Below are 19,595 nucleotides of genomic sequence, written 5' to 3' on the forward strand. Positions count from 1 at the left end.
CCCCGATGACAGAGCGCCAGAAGGACCGGCCGTGGCTGATGCGCACGTACGCCGGTCACTCCACCGCCGAGGCGTCCAACGAGCTGTACCGGCGCAACCTCGCCAAGGGGCAGACCGGTCTGTCGGTCGCGTTCGACCTGCCGACCCAGACCGGCTACGACCCGGACCACGTCCTCGCCCGCGGCGAGGTCGGCCGGGTCGGGGTGCCGGTCTCGCACCTCGGTGACATGCGCCGGCTGTTCCAGGACATCCCCCTGGAGCAGATGAACACCTCGATGACCATCAACGCCACCGCCATGTGGCTGCTGGCGCTCTATCAGGTCGTCGCGGAGGAGCAGGGTGCGGACATCACCAGGCTCCAGGGGACGACCCAGAACGACATCGTGAAGGAGTACCTGTCGCGCGGGACGCACGTCTTCCCGCCGGGTCCGTCGCTGCGCCTGACGACGGACATGATCACCTACACGGTGAACCACATCCCGAAGTGGAACCCGATCAACATCTGCAGCTACCACCTGCAGGAGGCGGGGGCCACCCCGGTCCAGGAGATCGCGTACGCGATGTCCACGGCGATCGCCGTGCTCGACGCGGTGTTCGCCTCGGGCCAGATCCCCGAGGAGCGCCGGGGTGACGTCGTCGCCCGTATCTCCTTCTTCGTGAACGCGGGCGTCCGCTTCATCGAGGAGATGTGCAAGATGCGGGCGTTCGGCCGGATCTGGGACCGGATCACGCGGGAGCGGTACGGCATCGAGGACCCCAAGCAGCGCCGCTTCCGGTACGGCGTCCAGGTCAACTCCCTCGGTCTGACCGAGGCGCAGCCGGAGAACAACGTCCAGCGGATCGTGCTGGAGATGCTGGCCGTGACCCTCTCCAAGGACGCACGCGCGCGTGCCGTGCAGCTGCCGGCGTGGAACGAGGCGCTGGGCCTGCCCCGGCCCTGGGACCAGCAGTGGTCGCTGCGCATCCAGCAGGTGCTGGCCCACGAGAGCGACCTGCTGGAGTACGAGGACATCTTCGAGGGCTCGCACGTCATCGAGGCGAAGGTGGCGGAGCTGGTCGAGGAGTCCTTCGCGGAGATCGACCGCATCCAGGAGATGGGCGGCGCGATGGCCGCCGTCGAGTCGGGCTACCTGAAGTCGCAGCTCGTCTCCTCGCACGCCGAGCGGCGGGCCCGGATCGAGGGCGGCACCGAGAAGATCGTCGGCGTCAACGTCTTCGAGTCGACCGAGCCGAACCCGCTCACCGCCGACCTGGACGCGGCGATCATGACGGTCGACCCGGCCGTCGAGGCCGGTGTGGTGGCCGCGCTGAAGGACTGGCGCGACAACCGCTACCAGCCGCCCTTCAACCACCCGCGCCCGTGCAAGGCGCTGGAGCGGCTGAAGGAGGCCGCCAAGGGCACCGAGAACCTCATGGAGGCCACCCTGGAGTGCGCCCGCGCCGGCGTCACCACCGGCGAGTGGGCCGGGGCCCTGCGCGAGGTGTTCGGCGAGTTCCGGGCACCCACCGGCGTCTCCTCCGCGCCCGTCGCGGTGGCCGCCGAGGAGGGCACCGCGCTCGCGCTGGTCCGCCGCAAGGTGGAGCTGACCGCGCGGGACATGGGCGTCGGCAAGCTCCGCTTCCTGGTGGGCAAGCCGGGCCTGGACGGGCACTCCAACGGCGCCGAGCAGATCGCCGTGCGGGCCCGCGACGCCGGGTTCGAGGTGGTCTACCAGGGCATCCGGCTCACGCCCGAGGAGATCGTGGCCGCGGCCCTCGCGGAGGACGTGCACGGCGTCGGCCTGTCCATCCTGTCCGGCTCGCACGCCCAGCTGGTGCCGGACGTGCTGGACCGGCTGCGCGAGGCGGGCGCTGCCGATATTCCGGTGATCGCCGGTGGGATCATCCCGAACGCCGACGCGGAGCAGCTGCGGGCCGCCGGAGTGGCCGCCGTCTTCACCCCGAAGGACTTCGACATCACCGGAATCATCGGCCGTATCGTCGACGAGATCCGCAAAGCGAACAAGCTCGACCCCCTGGAGGTCCCCGCATGACCACGCCCGTCAACCGCCTTCGTCCGCGGCGCTCCTGCCTGGCCGTACCGGGCTCGAACCCGCGGTTCCTGGAGAAGGCCCAGGGCCTCCCGGCCGACCAGGTGTTCCTCGACCTGGAGGACGCGTGCGCGCCGCTCGCCAAGCCGGAGGCGCGGCACACCATCGTGAAGTTCCTCAACGAGGGTGACTGGACCGGCAAGACGCGGGTCGTGCGCGTGAACGACTGGACCACCGAGTGGACGTACCGCGACGTGGTCACGGTCGTCGAGGGCGCGGGTCCGAACCTCGACTGCATCATGCTGCCGAAGGTCCAGGACGCCCAGCAGATCGTCGCGCTGGACCTGCTGCTGACGCAGATCGAGAAGACGATGGGCTTCGAGGTCGGCAAGATCGGCATCGAGGCGCAGATCGAGAACGCCCAGGGCCTGAACAACGTCAACGAGATCGCGACCGCCTCGCAGCGCGTCGAGACGATCATCTTCGGCCCGGCGGACTTCATGGCGTCGATCAACATGAAGTCGCTCGTCGTGGGCGAGCAGCCGCCCGGCTACCCGGCGGACGCGTACCACTACATCCTGATGAAGATCCTGATGGCCGCCCGCGCCAACAACCTCCAGGCGATCGACGGCCCCTACCTGCAGATCCGCAACATCGACGGCTACCGCGAGGTCGCCCAGCGCGCCGCGGCCCTCGGGTTCGACGGCAAGTGGGTGCTGCACCCGGGCCAGGTCGAGGCGTCCAACGAGATCTTCTCGCCCTCCCAGGAGGACTACGACCACGCCGAACTGATCCTGGACGCCTACGACTTCTACACGTCGGAGGCGGGCGGCAAGAAGGGCTCCGCGATGCTCGGCGACGAGATGATCGACGAGGCCAGCCGCAAGATGGCGCTCGTCATCTCGGGCAAGGGCCGGGCCGCCGGCATGCAGCGCACCAGCAAGTTCGAAGCCCCGGAGGCCTGAGCACCATGCAGTTCGGACGCACCTACGAGGAGTTCGAGGTCGGCGCGGTCTACAAGCACTGGCCCGGGAAGACCGTCACGGAGTACGACGACCACCTCTTCTGTCTCCTGACGATGAACCACCACCCGCTCCACATGGACAGCAACTACGCGGAGCGGACGACCGACTTCGGGAAGAACGTCGTCGTCGGGAACTACATCTACTCGCTGCTGCTCGGCATGTCGGTCCCCGACGTCTCGGGCAAGGCGATCGCCAACCTGGAGGTCGAGTCGCTCAAGCACGTGGCGCCGACCTTCCACGGCGACACGATCTACGGCGAGACGACGGTCCTCGACAAGACCCCGTCGAGGTCCAAGACCGACCGCGGGATCGTCTACGTCGAGACCAAGGGCTACAAGCAGGACGGCACGCTGGTGTGCGTGTTTCGCCGCAAGGTGATGGTCCCCACCGAGACGTACATCAAGGAGCGCGGCGGCGAGCAGCCCGGCCGCCCGGAGCTGAAGGCACAGGAGAAGTAGCCATGGCGCGACTTGCCCAGACCGCCGGTCTCACCGACATCCAGCGGGAGATCCTCTCCACCGTCCGCGACTTCGTGGACAAGGAGATCATCCCGGTCGCGACCGAGCTGGAGCACCGCGACGAGTACCCGCAGGCGATCGTCGACGGTCTCAAGGAGTTGGGCCTCTTCGGGCTCATGATCCCCGAGGAGTACGGGGGTCTGGGTGAGTCGCTGCTCACCTACGCGCTGTGCGTGGAGGAGATCGCGCGCGGCTGGATGTCGGTCTCCGGCATCATCAACACGCACTTCATCGTGGCGTACATGCTCAAGCAGCACGGCACGCAGGAGCAGAAGGACCACTTCCTGCCGCGCATGGCGGCGGGCGACGTGCGCGGCGCGTTCTCCATGTCGGAGCCGGCGCTCGGCTCGGACGTGTCGGCCATCACGTCGAAGGCGGTGAAGGACGGCGACGAGTACGTCCTGAACGGCCAGAAGATGTGGCTGACGAACGGCGGGACGTCGACTCTGGTGGCCGTTCTGGTCCGGAGTGACGAAGGACACCCCGAGGGCACCGCGCCCCACAGGTCGATGACGACCTTCCTGGTGGAGAAGGAGCCCGGCTTCGGCGAGGTCCGCCCCGGCCTCACCATCCCCGGGAAGATCGACAAGATGGGGTACAAGGGCGTCGACACCACCGAGCTGATTATGGACGGACTGCGCATTCCGGCCAATCGTGTGCTCGGCGGGACCACCGGCCGAGGGTTTTACCAAATGATGGACGGCGTGGAGGTCGGCCGCGTGAATGTGGCGGCCCGCGGCTGCGGCGTCGCCCAGCGCGCCTTCGAGCTGGGGGTTTCCTACGCGCAGCAGCGCCACACCTTCGGCAAGCAGATCGCCCAGCACCAGGCGATCCAGTTCAAGCTGGCCGAGATGGCTACCAAGGTCGAGGCCGCGCATGCCATGATGGTGAACGCAGCACGCAAAAAGGACTCCGGGGAGCGAAACGACCTCGAAGCAGGGATGGCGAAGTACCTCGCCTCCGAATACTGCAAGGAAGTCGTGGAAGACGCCTTCCGGATCCACGGCGGCTACGGCTTCTCCAAGGAGTACGAGATCGAGCGTCTCTACCGTGAGGCGCCGATGCTGCTGATCGGCGAAGGTACCGCCGAAATCCAGAAAATGATCATCGGGCGCCGGTTGCTCGAAGAGTATCGACTGCAGGGCTAGATGTCCTGATTCGGGGTGTTTTCTTCGAGAAGAAGATCACACCCCGTCAACACTCTTCGGCCGCCGACTCAGCTTCCTGGCTTGCCCAGTTGTGGCCCGCGACCGGTACGATCCCGGGAAAGCCGCCGTCCCCCGTTCAGCGCGGCATCATCCGCTACGAAGGTCATCCATGCCCCACAGCCAAACCTCTGCACCTCGCGACAGCCGAGTCGGCGTACGCCTCGCGCGCGGAGCATCGCCGTGGCTTCTCCCGACCGTCGCCACCGCAGCACTCAGCCTCGCCCGCGCGCGCCGCTCCGGCGCCGCCAAGGCCGTGGCCGTACCCGTCACCGCGCTCGCGGCGGGCATGCTGTGGTTCTTCCGCGACCCCGAGCGCGAGATCACCCAGGGCCGGGTCATCTCGCCGGCCGACGGTGTGGTGCAGAGCATCATGCCGTGGAAGGACGGGCGCACCCGCGTCGCGATCTTCATGAGCCCGCTGAACGTCCACGTCAACCGCGCGCCGCTGGCCGGCACGGTGACGTCCGTGGAGCACATCCCCGGCGGGTTCGTCCCGGCGTTCAACAAGGAGAGCGAGAACAACGAGCGCGTCGTCTGGCACTTCGACACCGAACTCGGTGACATCGAGATGATCCAGATCGCCGGTGCCGTGGCCCGCCGCATCGTGCCCTACATCCCGCAGGGCACCAAGGTCGAGCAGGGCGAGCGGATCGGCCTGATCCGCTTCGGCTCGCGTGTCGACATCTATCTCCCCGAGGGTGTCGAGGTGGACGTGGAGGTCGGTCAGAAGACCGTGGCTGGGGTGACTCGCATTGACCGTGGTTGATCCCGAGACACAGGCCGGCTGGGTGCCGGAGGCCGACGAGCTGGACGACGCGGAGGAGATGCCGCTGTCCCTCCGCCTCTCGATAGCGGACACGCTCACGCTGGGTAACGCCACGTGCGGCTTCATGGCGGTGTACTTCACCACCACCGGCATCCTGATCCCGCACCTCACCGGCAGCCAGGAGACGGGCATGGCGCGGCACAGCGCCGCCACGGCCGTCATCCTGATGCTCTGCGCCGCCGTCTTCGACCTGTTCGACGGCCTGGTCGCCCGCAAGCTGCGCTCGTCCCCGATGGGCGCGGAGCTGGACAACCTCTCCGACCTGATCAGCTTCGGACTCGCCCCGGCGTACTTCGTGCTGGTCTACGGGATGGTCGCGGACGACGCGCACCAGCGGGTGGCCGCGGTGGGCGCCATCGTGGTCCTGCTGGCGGTCGTGCTGAGACTCGCGCGCTTCTCCTGCGTGACGGTGAAGGACGGCACCTTCCAGGGCATGCCGAGCCCCTTCGGCGCGCTGACGGTGGTCTCGATCGTGCTCCTGGAGCTGCCCTTCGTGGCCACGCTCCTGGCGATCATCGGCACCGCCTGGCTGATGGTGAGCCGCGTCGAGTACCCGAAGCCGCGCGGTCCGCTGGCGGTCGCGATGCTCTCGTGGATCGTCGCCGCGATGGGTCTGCTGGCGGCCTGGGCCTTCGAGGCCCCCGGCGGTCAGCTCCTGCTCCAGACGGGCTGTGCGCTCCAGCTGGTCCTCGGCGCGGTGATCCCGCTCTTCGCGACGGCCCGGCGGGTGAACACCTTCCGGGACAACCGGCGCGAGGCGCGTGCGGCGCAGCTGCCGTAACCCCTGTACGCGAGCGAAGGGCCCCGAACCGGTCGGTTCGGGGCCCTTCGTCCGTCCCGGGTACCGCCCGAGCCGGCGCCCGCCTCACCGCCGCCCCCGGGGCTTCCCGGCCCCCGACGTCCGGCTTAGCGGCGTGGGTGCTTTCCCGGCCGCCGACACCCGGCTTACCGCCGTGGGTGCTTTCCCGGCCCCCCGTCCGGCGCCTCCCCGGCCCGACGTCCGACGCACCGATGTCCTACGCACCGCAGTCCGGCGCATCGCCGTCCTTCGCCTCCCGGCTCGACGCCCGCCTCGCCGCCGTCCGGCGCCTCCGTGGCTCGACGCCCGCCTCGCCGCCGTCCGGCAACTCCGTGGCGTAAGCGGCCCGGCGCTCGGTCACTCCGCGCCCCGCTTCGGCCACCCCGCCCCTACGCGTTCCCGGCCCAGGCCGCCCTGCGGACGCCCTACGCGACCCCAGGACGCCCTCGGGCCGCCTCCCGGGGCCCCGACGTCATTCCCGGCCTCCTGGGCGCTCAGTGGGGCATACAGGGCTTTCCCGGGGATCTCGTGTCATGCGGCCCGGTTCCGTACGAAGGCGAGGGCTGTCCGGGCCCCTGAGCGGGCCCGTACGGCCGCCTGGGCGCGTGCACAGCCGTGGGGCCCCGCACCGGACTCGGTGCGGGGCCCCACGGCTTCAGGAGCGGATCAGCCGGCCGGGGTGTAGCTCTCGGCCACCGACGCCGCCTCGGGCTGCCGCACGACCTTCGTGCCGCCCACCGCGCTCTTGTCGGGCTGCAGGATGACGCTCTGCTTGGAGGACGGTGCCGCCGGGTCCGAGAAGTTCTGCGGGATCCCGAAGCCCGTGTCGACGTCGTTCAGGGTCAGCAGGGCCTTGTCGACGCCCTCCCGGGTGAGGTCCTTGCTCTTGCAGGCCGTCTTCAGCGCCTCGCCGAAGACGGAGGCGGCCGTCCAGCCGGCCACCACGCCGTTGTCGAGCGAGTCCTTCGGGTACGCGGCCTTGTAGTCCTTCACCAGCTTCTTGGCGGCCGGGGTGTCGCCGCCGATCGGCAGGGCCGGCGAGGCCACGTAGTAGTTCTTCTCCAGGGCCGGGCCCGCCTGGGTGGCGAGCAGCTGCGGGGCGAACGCCGAGTTGTTGCCGATCACCGGGACGCCGAAGCCCCCGGCCGCCGCGACGCCGACCAGCGAGGCCGCCTGCCGCGGGCCCGCGCTGATCACGATCCCCTTGACGCCCGCCTTCTTCAGCGCGGCGACCTGGGCGGTCATGTCGTTGTCGGTCGGCTTGATCTTCTGCTCCACGATCTTGAGACCGGACTCCTTCGCCATGTGCTTGGCGCCGGCCAGGGCGCTCTCGCCGTAGTCGCCCTCGAAGTACACGTGACCGATCTTGTCGCCCTTCTTGACGCCCTTCTCCTTCATCAGGAAGTCGATGGCGTTGATCGTCTCGACGTCGTAGGTCGAGCCGATGACCCGGATGTACGGGCTGCCGAGCAGCGAGTTGGACCACGCCTGCGGCAGCACGAGGCCCTTGTCCTGGCCGTCGATGCGCTTCTTGACGGCGGCGACGAACGGCGACCCGATGAACTGGGCGAAGCCCAGCACCTTCGGCTCCAGCTCGGTGTAGCCGGCGACCGCCTTCTGCGGGTCGTAGCCGTGGTCGCGGATGGCGAGGTCGACCTTGTAGCCGCAGACCCCGCCGTCCGCGTTGAGCTGCTTCACGTACAGCTGCTGGGCCTGCGTGACGCTCTTGCCGAGGGTGGCGTAGACGCCGGTCATGTCGGTGAGGACGCCCAGCGTGATGGTCTTGCCGGAGATGCCCTCGCCGGTCTTCACCCCGCTCGCGTTCCCCTTGTCGCCCTCGTCGTCCTTGGCCTTGGAGCTGCAGCCGGACAGTACGATCAGCGCGGCCAGCGCGCCCGCGGCGGCCCGGGTCGCGTACACCCGAGACCTGCCAGTGGTACCCGTAGTCATCGTTCCTCCACAGAAGTCGTCCTGACGCGACGCCGCGCGGCCACCCTGACCAGGCCGCCCGGCAGAAAGAGCACCACCGCCACGACGGCGGCGCCGTACAGGTACCGGGACGCCTCGCCCGGTGTGATCCCGCCCGTCCCCGGTGCGGAGACGAGCGGCAGTGCGTCGCTGTACCGGGTCAGCAGCTGCGGCAGCAGCGAGACGAACGCCGCGCCGACCACCGCCCCGGAGACCGAGCCGAGCCCGCCGATGACGATCATGGCGAGGTACTCGAGCGAGAGCGTGATGCCGAAGTAGTCGGGCACGGTCCGCTGGAAGATCAGGGCCAGCAGCACACCGGCGAGGCCCGCGTACATCGAGGACAGGACGAAGACGGCGGCGCGGTAGCGGGCCACCGGCACGCCGATCACCCCGGCCGCGATCCGGTGGTCCCGGATCGCGTTCATGGCACGCCCCGGGCGGCCCCGCAGGACCCCGCGGGCGAACAGCGCGCCGGCCAGCAGCAGTACGAGACCGAAGTACCAGAGCTTCTCCGCCGAGCCGAAGGGCACGGCGGCCACCACGGTCTCCTGGTCGTCGAAGGTGAGGCCGAACAGGCTCAGGGCCGGTACGTCCCGGCCGTTGAAGCCGCCCGTGAGGTCCCGCGCGTTGAACAGCACGTGCTGGCCGATGAAGATCAGCGCGAGGGTGGCGATGCCCAGGTAGGCGCCGCGCAGCCGGCCGGCGATGGGGCTGAACAGGCCGCCCGCCGCGCCCGCCACGAGCACGGCGAGGATCACCGCCAGCCAGGTCGGCAGCCCGAGTCCGGTCAGCCCGTCGGAGCCGTCCCCCGCGAACACGCAGTAGCCGTAGGCGCCGATCGCGAGGAAGAAGGCGTGCCCCATCGACAGCTGGCCGGTCGCGCCGGTCAGCAGGTTGATGCCGATGGCGCCGATCGCCGCGGCCATGGCGAACAGCCCGGCCTGGAGCCAGAACCGGTCCAGGTAGAACGGGAACGCCAGCAGCAGGACCGCTCCGGCGGCCAGGACGTAGGGCCGCGGGCGGGTGAGCCCGGCCGGACGGCGGCGCACCGGGGCCGTCTCGGTGCGGGTGAGGACCTCAGACACGGGCCAGCTCCTTCGTGCCGAACAGTCCGGCGGGCCGGACGAGGAGGATCGCGACCATCACCAGGTAGGGGGCGAGGTCGCCGAGTCCCCGGCCGAGGAAGGTCAGATCGCTCTGGTAGCCGGTGGCCAGCGACTCGGTGATGCCGACGAGCAGGCCGCCGACCAGGGCGCCCGTGGTCGAGTCCAGGCCGCCGAGGATCGCGGCCGGGAAGGCCTTCAGCGCGGCCAGCGAGGTGGCCCGCTCCAGTCCCGGGGTCGGGAAGACCGTCAGGAACAGCGCGGCCACGGCCGCGAGACCGCCGGCCACGGCCCAGGCGCCCAGGGACACCCGGCCCAGTCGTACGCCCATCAGCGCTGCCGTCTCCGAGCTCTCGGCCGCCGCCCGCATCGCCACGCCCCAGGAGGTGTAGCGGAAGGCGAGCAGGAAGACCGTGATCAGCAGCGCGGCGGCGACGAACGCGGCGATCCTGGTGTGGGCGAGCGAGATCGGCCCGAGACTGAGGACCGCGTCGCCCCACGGGTCGCCCAGGGAGAGGACGTCGGTGCCGATACGGCGGGTCAGCTCGGTGGTGAGCAGGATGTCGACGCCGATGGTGACGATCGCCAGCACGCTGTGGTCGGAGCCCCGGTAGCGGCGCATCACGAGGAACTCGACCGCCGCGCCGACCAGCGCGGCGCCCAGGATGCCCACGAGCAGGGCGGGCCAGAAGCCGATGTCGTCGTGCAGGACGGCGGTGACGTAGCCGCCCGCCAGCAGCAGTGAGGCGTGAGCGAAGTTGACGACCTCGGTGGCCCGGAAGATGACCACGAAGCCGAGTGCGATGAGGGCGTAGACGGAGCCCATCGAGACGCCGTTGAGCAGGAGTTCGGCGAAGGTGCTCATGAAGCGGTCTCCTCCCCAAGGTAGGCGCGGACCACGGCCGGGTCGTTCTGGACGTCCGCGGGGGCGCCGTCCGCGATCCGGCGCCCGAAGTCGAGTACGGTCACCGCGTCCGCGAGCCGCATCACCACCCCCATGTCGTGTTCCACCAGGACGATCGAGATGCCGAGGCTGTCGCGGACGCCCGCGATCACCGCGGCGGTGCGGCGCCGTTCGTCGCCGGTCATGCCGGCGACGGGTTCGTCGAGGAGCAGCAGGCGCGGCTCCATGCACAGCGCCCGCGCCAGTTCGGCGAGCTTCTGCTGCCCGTACGGCAGGGAGCCGGCCGGGCGGTCCAGGCAGTCGCCGAGACCGACGAAGTCGGCGATCTCACGGACGCGTTCACGGTGCCGACGCTCCTCGCGGGCCGCCGCCGGCAGGCGCAGCCCGGCGGCGACGAAGCCGGACCGGGTCAGCCGGTGCCTGCCGAGCAGGAGACTGTCCTCGACGGTGGCGAGCGGCGGCAGGGCGAGGTTCTGGAAGATGCGGGCCACGCCGAGCCCGGCGATGCGGTGCGGGGGCAGCCCGGTCAGCTCGTGCTCGCCGAAGCGGACGCTGCCCGCGGTGGCGCGGTAGACGCCGGACAGGACGTTGAAGCAGGTCGACTTGCCCGCGCCGTTCGGCCCGATGAGGGCGTGCACGGTGCCGGGGCGGACGGTGAAGCTCACGTCGTCCAGGGCGAGGAGCCCGGAGAAGCGCACCGTCAGCCCGCTCACCTCCAGGGCGGGGACGTCGGTGGTACCGGTGTCGGCGGCAGCGGCGGTCTTGGTCTCCACGCGGCGCGTCACCCCTTCCATCGGGTCAGGGCCGGCAGCGTGCCGCCGGCCCGCGAGGCGTCGGCGGCCGCGTCCTCGTCTACGACGCCCAGGTAGCGGCGGCGCACCTCGTCGGAGGCGGCGAGTTCCTCCGCGGGGCCGGAGAGGGTGACCTCGCCGACCTCCAGGACGTAGGCGCGGGAGGCGAGCCGCAGCGCGAGCGCCGCGTTCTGTTCGACGAGCAGCACGGAGGTGCCCTGGGCGTTGATCTCGCGGACGGTGTCTGCGATCCGGGCGGCCATCAGCGGGGCGAGACCGAGCGAGGGCTCGTCCAGGAGGAGCACGCTGGGGGCCGCCATGAGCGCGCGGCCGACGGCGAGCATCTGCTGTTCGCCGCCCGACAGCAGGCCGGCGCGCTGCTGGGCGCGGTCGGCGAGCACCGGGAAGAGCTCGTGGACGCGGCGCAGGGCGGCGGTCCGCTCGGCGCGCCCCCCGCTCGCGCCGAGCGCTCCGGCCCGCAGGTTGTCCGCGACCGTCATGCGGGCGAACACCCGCCGTCCCTCGGGCACCTGGGACACCCCCGCGGCCACCACCCGGTCCGGCGACACGCCGTCCAGACGCCGGCCGCCGAGGGTCACCGTGCCCTCGGTCACCGCCCCTCCGTGGAACGACAGCGTCCGGCACACCGCCCGCAACAGCGTCGACTTGCCCGCTCCGTTGCCGCCCAGCACCGTCACCACGGCGCCCTCAGGCACCTCCAGGGACACCCGGCGCAGTGCGCGCACCGGGCCGTATCCGACCGACAGGTCCCGTACGACCAGACCGGAACCGTCCATGGCTTCTCCCTCCTGTCGTCCTCGCTCGCCGACCTCGCTCGGTGGCGCTCACAACAGCACCGGCGGAGCGCCCCGTCCACGGCCCGGTGGCGAAACGCTGCGGGTGACCAGCGAGTGCGGCCGGCCGTTGTGCGCGCGCACAACACCGCGTGTCAGGTGCCTGCCGAGGGCGTCGTACCGGTGGCATCCTGCGGCCATGGGAGCGCGCAGAAGGCGTACCGGTCATGACTGGAAACTGCTCGCGGAGGCCTGCACCGCGCTGCTGGAACGGCTGCCGGAGCTGGTCGACGAGCACGTGCGGCAACTCGCGGAGCACTCCCCCGTCTACGGGCAGGTGCTCGCGTACGACCAGCAGTGGCGGGAGGCGGAGGAGGCGATGCGGATCGGGATCGAGACGATCTCCGCGCCGCGGTCCTCCCCGCGCCGTGACCTGGAGTACGCGGAGGACGCCGGACGGCGGCGCGCCCAGCAGGGGCTGCCGCTGGAGTTACTCGTGCACTCCTACCGCAGCGCGGGCTATCTGGTGTGGGACGCGTTGATGGAGGGCGCCGCGGGCAGGGAGCCGGAGCGGCTCGGGGCGCTGATGCGGTCGGCGACGATGGTGTGGTCGGCGGTGGACGCCCAGGCCGCGGCGGCCTCGGAGGCGTACCGGGCGACCGAGATGGAGCTGCGGAGGCGCACCGACGAGCAGTTGCAGGCCCTGCTGGACGCGCTCCTGGAGGGCCAGGAGGCCCCGGGGCTCGCGGCGCGGGCGGCGGCCGGCCTCGATCTGCCGGAGCGAGGGCCCTATGCCGTGGTGGTGCTGCGGTCGGAGCGGCGGGACGGCCGGGAGGCCTTCCACCGGCCGGTGCAGGGGGCGGGGTTCCGGTTCGTCTGGCGGATGCGGGCGGACTGCGAGGTCGGGGTGGTGGCCCTGGGTCCCGGCCAGGACCTGGACGGTGTCGCCCGCGTGCTGGCGGGCCGCTGCGTCGGTCCCGGCGGGATCAGTCCCGTCGTGGCGGGCCTCGCCGAGCTGGGGCGGGCCCGGCGGCTGGCCGAACTGGCGCTGCGGACGTGTCCGCCGGACGCGAGCGAGGTCGTACGGCTGGACCAGCGGATGCCGACGGCCCTCGTGGTGAGCCAGCCGGAGCTGGCGGGGCGGCTGGTCTCCGACATCTTCGGCGAGCTGCTCACCCTGGAGCCGGCGGACCGGGCGGTGCTGCTGGAGACGCTGGACGTGTGGCTGGCCTGCGAGGGGTCGGCCGGGCGGGCGGCGGGCCGCCTGTACTGCCACCGCAACACGGTCTTCAACCGGCTGCGCCGCCTGGAGCAGCTGACCGCCCGTTCCCTGGCCCGGCCCCGGGACCTGATCGAGATGACGCTGGCACTGGACGCGTACCGGTTGTCGGGGGCGCGGGGGTGAGACGGGGCGCGGGGTCCGAGGGGGCGACGGTCGGATGGCCGGACGGGCCGGTGAGCGTCCGTTTCCCGCAGGACGGCAGGGGCCGGCCCTCATGCGCCGCCCAGCTGGGGGTGAGCGCTCGGGCCGGCCCGAGTCCGGACGGCAGGGGTCAGATCAGGAAGTCACGCCCGATGTTCTCTGCGACCCGCTCCAGGATGGGGCCCGCGTCGGCGATGCACTTGGCGATGTCGGGCTCGACCTCGGTGAGGGCGTACGCGCGGCGGATGCCCGCCTTGCCGAGCGCCTCCGGGGGAAGGGCCAGGCGGCCGCAGACCGCGACGACCTCCTTGCCCGCCGCGCGGGCCGCCGTGGCGACGCCCGCGGGTGCCTTGCCGTGCAGGGTCTGCTCGTCCAGGGAGCCCTCGCCGGTGATCACCAGGGTGGCGCGCTCCAGGGCGGGCGCGAAGCCGAGGACGTCGAGCATGACCTCGATGCCGGGACGGAACCGGGCGCCCAGGACCAGGGCCCCGTAACCGATGCCGCCCGCGGCGCCCGCGCCGGGCGCCTGGGCGTACTCGGCCGCCTCGGTGCCGACCGCCTTCTCCAGCACGGTGGCGAAGTGGGCGAGCGCGGCGTCCAGGGCCGCCACCTCGTCGGGGCTCGCGCCCTTCTGCGGCCCGTACACGGCGGGCGCGCCCTTGGGGCCGGTGAGCGGGTTGTCCACGTCGCTGGCGAGGACGAGGTCGACCTCGGAGACCCTGGGGTCGAGGCCCGACAGGTCGGCGGTAGCCAGACCCGCCAGAGGGCCGCCGCCGGGGGCGACGGGCTCGCCGTCGGCGTCCAGGAAGCGGGCACCGAGGGCGGACAGCATGCCGGCGCCGCCGTCGGTGGTGGCGCTGCCGCCGACACCGAACACGATGGTCCGCGCCCCCGCGTCCAGGGCCGCGCGCAGCAGTTCGCCCGATCCGTACGTGGACGCGGTGAGCGGCGCGAAGACGCCCGCGGGCAGCCGCTGGAGGCCGCTCGCCTCCGCCATCTCCACGACGGCCGTGTCCCCGCGCAGCGCGAACGCCGCCTCGACCTCGTCGCCCAGCGGCCCGGCGACGCGGACCGTACGGCGCTCGAACCCGGCCGCGACCGCCGCGTCCACGGTGCCGTCGCCGCCGTCGGCCACGGGCAGCGCCTCGACCTCGGCGTGCGGGGCGACCCGGTGCAGCCCGGCCGTCACCCGCTCCGCGACCTGCACGGCCGTCAGCGATCCCTTGAACTTGTCCGCGGCGATGAGCACGCGCGCCGCCCGCGGAGTCCGATTCACAGCGTCCGCCACCTTGCATTCCCCTTGCTTTCGCGCCTTGCTCACGTCAAGGCAGTCGCGCCGCTGCGACCTTAACCGCAGGAGGGGCGCCCCGTCATGCCCCGTCCCGCGCCTCGAAACCCGCGCGTCGGGGCCCGTCAGCGGGTACACCGGAGCTATGACCCCTGTGGGCAACGAACTCGACGACCGCGTCCTCGGGGGCTGGCTGGGCCGGATCGCGGGCAACATGCTCGGCAAGCCGGTCGAGCAGGGCGACCACTGGACGCGGGAGCGCATCGACCGCTATCTGCGGCAGGCCGGCGCCCTGCCGCTCACCGACTACCTACCCGAGCCCGCCGACGAGAGCACCGCTCTCGCGCTGCGTCCCGAGTGGCGGCAGTGCGTCCGGGGCCGGATCCACGGCAGCTGCCGCGACGACGACGTGGACTACGCGATCCTCGGCCTGCACCTGCTGGAGACGTACGGCTTCGGGTTCAGCACCGAGCAGGTCGGCGACCTGTGGCTGCTGCGGCTGCCGTTCCTCCAGACGTTCACCGCGGAGCGGGCGGCCTACCGGAACCTCGCCAACGGCCTCAAGCCGCCGCTGACGGCGACGTACGACAACCCCTACCAGGAGTGGATCGGCGCCCTGATCCGCGCCGACGTCCACGGCTGGACCCACCCCGGCCGGCCCCGGCTCGCGGCCTCGCTGGCCCGCCGGGACGCCGTCCTGTCGCACACGGGGAACGGGGTGTACGGGGCGATGTGGGCGGCGGCGCTGATCTCGGCGGCGTTCACCGCGCCCGGGGTGCGGCACGCCCTCGACACGGCGCTGACGGTGATCCCGGCGAGCAGCCGGCTGTCCCGGACCGTACGCCGGGTGATGACGCTGCACGAGACGCGGCTGAGCTGGGAGGACACGCTCACCACGCTGGCCGACGAGACCGCCGGGCTCGGCTGGATCCACACCGTCCCGAACGCCGCCGTCCTGACCGCCGGGCTCCTGTACGGCGACGGCGACTTCACCCGCACCGTCACGCTGACCGTCCGCGGCGGCCTGGACACCGACTCGAACGGCGCGACGGCGGGCTCCGTCGCGGGCGTCCTGTGCGGGGCGGCGGCGATCCCGGCACAGTGGCGGGACCCCCTGGAGGACACGGTGCGCAGCGCGGTGTTCGGCTTCGACGGGGTGCGGATCAGCGAGCTGGCCGAGCGGACGGTGCGGCTGGCGGCGGAGGCGGAGAAGGTGGCCTGACCGGCGCGGATCGGTCCGGCCCGGGACCGGGGGACGCCTGGCACCGGCCGCTACCCTTTCCGGATGACCTCTTCACAGACCGCTGCGGACTTCGCCACGTACATCGCCGGTCTGCCCCGCGTCATCGTCGGGGCGGCCGCGCTCTTCCGCGACGCCGAGGGACGGGTGCTGCTCGTCGAGCCGAACTACCGGGAGGGCTGGGCCCTGCCCGGCGGCACCGTCGAGTCGGACGACGGCGAGACCCCGCGGCAGGGGGCGCGCCGCGAGACGGCCGAGGAGATCGGGCTCGACGTGAGCCTGGGACGGCTGCTCGCGGTGGACTGGGTGCCGGGGGCGGACAGGCCGCCGCTGGTGGCGTACCTGTACGACGGCGGGGTCCTCGGCGCGGACGACCTCGCGGCGATCCGGCTCCAAGAGGAGGAACTCCTGTCCTGGCGCCTGGTCCCCCGGGAGGACCTCACCGCCCACCTGCCGGGCGCCCTTGGCCGCCGTGTACTGGCCGCCCTCGACACCCTCGCGGACGCCACGGGCACGGCGGAACTGGAGAACGGCCACAGGGTGGGCTGACGGGGACCGGGGCAGGACGCGACGCGGGCGGGCTCCGTCTTCCGGGGTTCGCGCCCGGCTCCGCGGCCTCGGAGCATATTCGTTCGCCGCGCCCCGGCCGGGCTCCTACCCTCGGCACCATGAACAAGCCTCTGGTCGCGATTCTCAGCGGTGCGGGGATCTCCACGGACTCGGGCATCCCGGACTACCGCGGGCCCGACGGGCTCTGGCGGCGGGATCCCGACGCGGAGAAGCTCGTGACGTACGAGTACTACATGGGCGACCCCGAAATCCGCAGGCGCTCCTGGCGGATGCGGCGTGAGACAGGGGCGCTCCGGGCCGAGCCGAACGCGGCGCACCTGGCCGTGGCCGAGCTGGAGCGGTCCGGTGTGCCGGTGCGGGTGATCACGCAGAACGTGGACGGACTGCACCAGCTCGCCGGGATGCCCGCACGCAAGGTCCTGGAACTGCACGGCACCGCGCGGGAGTTCGTGTGCACGGGGTGCCACGTGCGCGGCCCGATGGAGGACGCCCTCGCGCGCGTCGACGCCGGGGAGGACGACCCGCCGTGCCTGCGGTGCGGCGGCATCCTCAAACCGGCGACCGTCATGTTCGGCGAGCACCTCGACCCGGTCGTCCTCGGTGAGGCGCTGGCCGTCACCAAGGCCTGCCAGGTGTTCATCGCGGTCGGCAGCACCCTTCAGGTGCACCCGGCGGCGGGCCTCGCCGGCGTGGCCGCCGACCAAGGCGCCCGGTTGATCGTCGTCAACGCCGAACCGACCCCCTACGACGACCGGGCCGACGAGGTCGTACGGGAGCCGATCGGCACCGCGCTGCCCGAACTGCTGCGCAACCTGCGGTGAGTGGCCGGCGCGTCGCCGGCGGGCGGCCACGGCAGTGAGCATTCGGCAGGGCAACAGGAAGCGGACGCGCGTCAGTCGAAGAGGGCGGCGCCGCGTTCGAAGTCGAGAAGGCGTCGTTTGCGGTCGAGGCCGCCGCCGTAGCCGGTGAGGCTGCCGTCGGCGCCCACCACGCGGTGGCAGGGCACGATGATGCCGACGGGGTTCTTGCCGTTGGCGAGGCCGACCGCGCGGGAGGCTCCCGAGTTGCCCAGGATCTCGGCCAGTTGGCCGTACGAGTGGGTCTCGCCGTAGGGGATCAGGCGCAGTTGCTCCCAGACCCGGCGCTGGAACGGGGTGCCGTCGAGGTGCAGAGGGAGGTCGAAGTCCTTCGACTCCCCCGCGAAATAGGCCTCCAGCTGCTCCCGCGCCTCCCCGAACGGCGTGTCGTCGGGGTCGCCGAAGTGCTCCTCGGCCGGGCGGTGGCGCTGGCCCACCATGTAGAGGCCCGACAGGACCCCGTCGGTGGCGACGAGGGTGAGGGGGCCGTAGGGGCTGTCGATGACGGTGTGCTGCTTCACAGTCGGTTCCTCGGAGTCGCTCGTGTCGTCAAGTCGCTCAGACGGGCAGGAAGTTGATGGGGTGGCTGTCGGTCGCCCACAGGTACTGCACCGCGTAGGCCCGCCAGGGGCGCCAGGCGGCGGCGCGTGCGGTGAGCGCGGACGGCGTGGAGGGCAGGCCCAGCTCCTTCGCCGCCTTCCGGATCCCGAGGTCGGTGGGGAGGAACGCGTCCGGGTCGCCGAGGGCGCGCATCGCGATGACGTCGACGGTCCAGGGCCCGAAGCCGGGCAGCGCCAGGAGCCGGGCGCGGCTCTCCTCCCAGTCGCTCTCGACGCCCAGACGCAGTTCCCCGTCGGCGAGTTGACGGACGAGGGTGGCGAACGTGGCCCGACGCGTGCGGGGCATTGCGAGCGACCCGGGGTCGACCGCGGCGAGCGCCTCGGGGGCCGGGAAGAGGTGGGTCAGGCCGCCCTCGGGGTCGTCCACCGGTTCGCCGTGCGCGCGGACCAGGCGGGCCGCGTGGGTGCGGGCGGCGGCCGTGGACACCTGCTGACCCAGGACGGCCCGTACGGCGAACTCGGCCTCGTCGACCGTGCGCGGGACCCGGCGGCCGGGCGCCTTGTCGACGAGCGGGGCGAGCAGCGGATCGGTGCGCAGCTGGTCGTCGACGGCCACCGGATCGGCGTCGAGGTCGAGCAGTCGGCGGCAGCGGCTGATGGCGACGGGCAGGTCCCGCAGGTCGCTGAGGGTGAGGCGGCAGCCGATGTGGTCGGGCTCGGGGGTGAGCGCGGCGACACCGTGCCCGTAGGGCAGGCGCAGCGTGCGCCGATAGGCTCCGTCGCGCCACTCCTCGACCCCCGGCACCGCGGTCGCCGCGAGGTGCCCGAAGAGGTTGTCCGGGTTCAGCGGGGCACGGAACGGCAGGCGGAGCGTCAGCGCGCCGGGCGCGGGCGCCGCCTTCCGCGGGACCCGGGTACGCAGCTCGCTCGGGGAGAGCGCGAAGACCTCGCGCACGGTGTCGTTGAACGTGCGGATGGAGGAGAAACCGGCGGCGAAGGCGACCTCGGCCATGGGCAGGGTGGTCGTCTCGATGAGCAGCCGCGCGGTCTGGGCGCGCTGGGCCCGGGCGAGCGCGAGCGGCCCGGCGCCCAGTTCGGCGAGGAGCTGGCGTTCGATCTGGCGGGTGCTGTAGCCGAGGCGTGCGGCGAGGCCGGGCACGCCCTCGCGGTCCACGGTCCCGTCGCCGATCAGGCGCATGGCGCGGGCGACGAGGTCGGCGCGCTGGTTCCACTCCGGCGAACCGGGGCTGGTGTCCGGGCGGCACCGCTTGCAGGCCCGGAACCCGGCCTGCTGGCAGGCGGCCGCGCTCGGGTGGAACGTCATGTTCTCCGGCTTCGGCGGCACCACCGGACAGCTGGGCCGGCAGTAGATCCGGGTGGTCAGGACGGCCGTGAAGAACCAGCCGTCGAATCGCGCGTCCTTGGACTGGACGGCGCGCACGCAGCGCTCGGTGTCGGTGTGCATCCCGTTCCGCATGCCTCAAGGATCCGGCACCGACGGAGCCGAGGCTCGCGAGAATCCGACATGTGCCTTCGGGGAGGGGGACGGGGCGGGAACGGGGACGGGGAGAGAGGCCCCGGGGTGATCGAGCCGAGGCCCGCCCACGCATCCCGCTCCCTCTCACCCCCGCGTCCCGCGCGTCCCGCCCGGCCCACCCAGAGACACATGAAGAGCCGTTCATGTCTCA

At 72.0% G+C, this 19,595-nt stretch carries 18 protein-coding genes; 10 read left to right on the top strand and 8 right to left on the bottom strand.

Features of this window, described 5'->3' with window-relative positions; all coding sequences use genetic code 11:
* Positions 1-5: 5 nt before the first annotated feature.
* From ACFYQQ_RS02340 to pssA, 6 genes are all read left to right on the top strand, one after another.
* Positions 6-2,033 carry a protein meaA gene (locus tag ACFYQQ_RS02340; protein ID WP_355782010.1) on the top strand — a complete coding sequence of 676 codons (2,028 nt, stop codon included), beginning with the start codon at positions 6-8 and terminating at the stop codon, positions 2,031-2,033.
* Positions 2,030-2,995 (top strand): CoA ester lyase, encoded by a 966-nt coding sequence (locus ACFYQQ_RS02345; protein WP_121407000.1) that lies wholly within the window; start codon positions 2,030-2,032, stop codon positions 2,993-2,995. The genes ACFYQQ_RS02340 and ACFYQQ_RS02345 overlap by 4 nt, the downstream gene beginning before the upstream one ends.
* 5 nt (positions 2,996-3,000) lie before the next feature.
* Positions 3,001-3,513: a MaoC family dehydratase gene (locus ACFYQQ_RS02350; protein WP_355782007.1), complete on the top strand. Its 513-nt coding sequence runs from the start codon at positions 3,001-3,003 to the stop codon at positions 3,511-3,513.
* Between the two features lie 2 nt (positions 3,514-3,515).
* Positions 3,516-4,721: an acyl-CoA dehydrogenase family protein gene (locus ACFYQQ_RS02355; protein ID WP_355782004.1), complete on the top strand. Its 1,206-nt coding sequence runs from the start codon at positions 3,516-3,518 to the stop codon at positions 4,719-4,721.
* Between the two features lie 169 nt (positions 4,722-4,890).
* Complete coding sequence (locus ACFYQQ_RS02360) at positions 4,891-5,547, top strand: phosphatidylserine decarboxylase (protein WP_121406992.1); 657 nt, start codon at positions 4,891-4,893, stop codon at positions 5,545-5,547.
* Entirely contained in the window at positions 5,534-6,388 is an 855-nt protein-coding gene (gene pssA / locus ACFYQQ_RS02365) for a CDP-diacylglycerol--serine O-phosphatidyltransferase (protein ID WP_356175211.1), read from the top strand. The genes ACFYQQ_RS02360 and pssA overlap by 14 nt, the downstream gene beginning before the upstream one ends.
* A 684-nt stretch (positions 6,389-7,072) precedes the next feature.
* Here pssA and ACFYQQ_RS02370 read toward each other — a convergent pair.
* The 5 genes from ACFYQQ_RS02370 to ACFYQQ_RS02390 are packed head-to-tail and all read right to left on the bottom strand — an operon-like array spanning position 7,073 to position 11,972.
* On the bottom strand, positions 7,073-8,356 hold the full coding sequence (locus ACFYQQ_RS02370) for an ABC transporter substrate-binding protein (RefSeq protein ID WP_355790619.1): 1,284 nt from the start codon (positions 8,354-8,356) through the stop codon (positions 7,073-7,075).
* Positions 8,353-9,462, bottom strand: a complete 1,110-nt coding sequence (locus ACFYQQ_RS02375) for a branched-chain amino acid ABC transporter permease (RefSeq protein ID WP_388902996.1) — start codon at positions 9,460-9,462, stop codon at positions 8,353-8,355. Before ACFYQQ_RS02375 ends, ACFYQQ_RS02370 begins: the two co-directional genes overlap by 4 nt.
* Positions 9,455-10,345: a branched-chain amino acid ABC transporter permease gene (locus ACFYQQ_RS02380; protein WP_355790622.1), complete on the bottom strand. Its 891-nt coding sequence runs from the start codon at positions 10,343-10,345 to the stop codon at positions 9,455-9,457. The genes ACFYQQ_RS02375 and ACFYQQ_RS02380 overlap by 8 nt, the downstream gene beginning before the upstream one ends.
* Positions 10,342-11,178: an ABC transporter ATP-binding protein gene (locus ACFYQQ_RS02385; protein ID WP_388902999.1), complete on the bottom strand. Its 837-nt coding sequence runs from the start codon at positions 11,176-11,178 to the stop codon at positions 10,342-10,344. The genes ACFYQQ_RS02380 and ACFYQQ_RS02385 overlap by 4 nt, the downstream gene beginning before the upstream one ends.
* On the bottom strand, positions 11,166-11,972 hold the full coding sequence (locus tag ACFYQQ_RS02390) for an ABC transporter ATP-binding protein (protein ID WP_356166698.1): 807 nt from the start codon (positions 11,970-11,972) through the stop codon (positions 11,166-11,168). The genes ACFYQQ_RS02385 and ACFYQQ_RS02390 overlap by 13 nt, the downstream gene beginning before the upstream one ends.
* A 196-nt stretch (positions 11,973-12,168) precedes the next feature.
* Between ACFYQQ_RS02390 and ACFYQQ_RS02395 the strand changes: the two genes are divergently transcribed.
* Complete coding sequence (locus tag ACFYQQ_RS02395) at positions 12,169-13,374, top strand: helix-turn-helix domain-containing protein (RefSeq protein WP_355794632.1); 1,206 nt, start codon at positions 12,169-12,171, stop codon at positions 13,372-13,374.
* 148 nt (positions 13,375-13,522) lie between these two features.
* Here ACFYQQ_RS02395 and ACFYQQ_RS02400 read toward each other — a convergent pair whose 3' ends face one another.
* Complete coding sequence (locus ACFYQQ_RS02400; protein WP_356166989.1) at positions 13,523-14,641, bottom strand: glycerate kinase; 1,119 nt, start codon at positions 14,639-14,641, stop codon at positions 13,523-13,525.
* A 184-nt stretch (positions 14,642-14,825) separates the two neighbouring features.
* Between ACFYQQ_RS02400 and ACFYQQ_RS02405 the strand changes: the two genes are divergently transcribed.
* From ACFYQQ_RS02405 to ACFYQQ_RS02415, 3 genes are all read left to right on the top strand, one after another.
* A complete protein-coding gene (locus ACFYQQ_RS02405; RefSeq protein ID WP_355786461.1) occupies positions 14,826-15,902 on the top strand; it encodes an ADP-ribosylglycohydrolase family protein in 1,077 nt (358 codons plus the stop codon).
* A 63-nt stretch (positions 15,903-15,965) separates the two neighbouring features.
* A complete protein-coding gene (locus ACFYQQ_RS02410; protein ID WP_355786464.1) occupies positions 15,966-16,469 on the top strand; it encodes an NUDIX hydrolase in 504 nt (167 codons plus the stop codon).
* Between the two features lie 119 nt (positions 16,470-16,588).
* Entirely contained in the window at positions 16,589-17,311 is a 723-nt protein-coding gene (locus ACFYQQ_RS02415) for a Sir2 family NAD-dependent protein deacetylase (RefSeq protein ID WP_355786467.1), read from the top strand.
* A gap of 71 nt (positions 17,312-17,382) precedes the next feature.
* Here the strand turns inward: ACFYQQ_RS02415 and ACFYQQ_RS02420 are convergent, their stop codons facing one another.
* Positions 17,383-17,868, bottom strand: a complete 486-nt coding sequence (locus ACFYQQ_RS02420; protein ID WP_355786470.1) for a methylated-DNA--[protein]-cysteine S-methyltransferase — start codon at positions 17,866-17,868, stop codon at positions 17,383-17,385.
* Between the two features lie 37 nt (positions 17,869-17,905).
* A complete protein-coding gene (locus tag ACFYQQ_RS02425; protein WP_355786473.1) occupies positions 17,906-19,384 on the bottom strand; it encodes an AlkA N-terminal domain-containing protein in 1,479 nt (492 codons plus the stop codon).
* Between the last annotated feature and the right edge of the window lie 211 nt (positions 19,385-19,595).

This window comes from Streptomyces sp. NPDC005496, from assembly GCF_042872045.1.
Classification (GTDB): domain Bacteria; phylum Actinomycetota; class Actinomycetes; order Streptomycetales; family Streptomycetaceae; genus Streptomyces.

Excerpts from the sequence above, each read along its gene's own strand:
- ACFYQQ_RS02350 (WP_355782007.1), top strand. The coding sequence starts at position 3,001 with ATGCAGTTCGGACGCACCTACGAGGAGTTCGAGGTCGGCGCGGTCTAC.
- ACFYQQ_RS02390 (WP_356166698.1), bottom strand. The coding sequence starts at position 11,972 with ATGGACGGTTCCGGTCTGGTCGTACGGGACCTGTCGGTCGGATACGGC.
- ACFYQQ_RS02410 (WP_355786464.1), top strand. The coding sequence starts at position 15,966 with ATGACCTCTTCACAGACCGCTGCGGACTTCGCCACGTACATCGCCGGT.
- ACFYQQ_RS02395 (WP_355794632.1), top strand. The coding sequence starts at position 12,169 with ATGGGAGCGCGCAGAAGGCGTACCGGTCATGACTGGAAACTGCTCGCG.
- ACFYQQ_RS02370 (WP_355790619.1), bottom strand. The coding sequence starts at position 8,356 with ATGACTACGGGTACCACTGGCAGGTCTCGGGTGTACGCGACCCGGGCC.
- ACFYQQ_RS02380 (WP_355790622.1), bottom strand. The coding sequence starts at position 10,345 with ATGAGCACCTTCGCCGAACTCCTGCTCAACGGCGTCTCGATGGGCTCC.
- ACFYQQ_RS02405 (WP_355786461.1), top strand. The coding sequence starts at position 14,826 with ATGACCCCTGTGGGCAACGAACTCGACGACCGCGTCCTCGGGGGCTGG.
- ACFYQQ_RS02345 (WP_121407000.1), top strand. The coding sequence starts at position 2,030 with ATGACCACGCCCGTCAACCGCCTTCGTCCGCGGCGCTCCTGCCTGGCC.
- ACFYQQ_RS02340 (WP_355782010.1), top strand. The coding sequence starts at position 6 with ATGACAGAGCGCCAGAAGGACCGGCCGTGGCTGATGCGCACGTACGCC.
- ACFYQQ_RS02385 (WP_388902999.1), bottom strand. The coding sequence starts at position 11,178 with ATGGAAGGGGTGACGCGCCGCGTGGAGACCAAGACCGCCGCTGCCGCC.
- ACFYQQ_RS02425 (WP_355786473.1), bottom strand. The coding sequence starts at position 19,384 with ATGCGGAACGGGATGCACACCGACACCGAGCGCTGCGTGCGCGCCGTC.
- ACFYQQ_RS02355 (WP_355782004.1), top strand. The coding sequence starts at position 3,516 with ATGGCGCGACTTGCCCAGACCGCCGGTCTCACCGACATCCAGCGGGAG.
- ACFYQQ_RS02360 (WP_121406992.1), top strand. The coding sequence starts at position 4,891 with ATGCCCCACAGCCAAACCTCTGCACCTCGCGACAGCCGAGTCGGCGTA.
- ACFYQQ_RS02415 (WP_355786467.1), top strand. The coding sequence starts at position 16,589 with ATGAACAAGCCTCTGGTCGCGATTCTCAGCGGTGCGGGGATCTCCACG.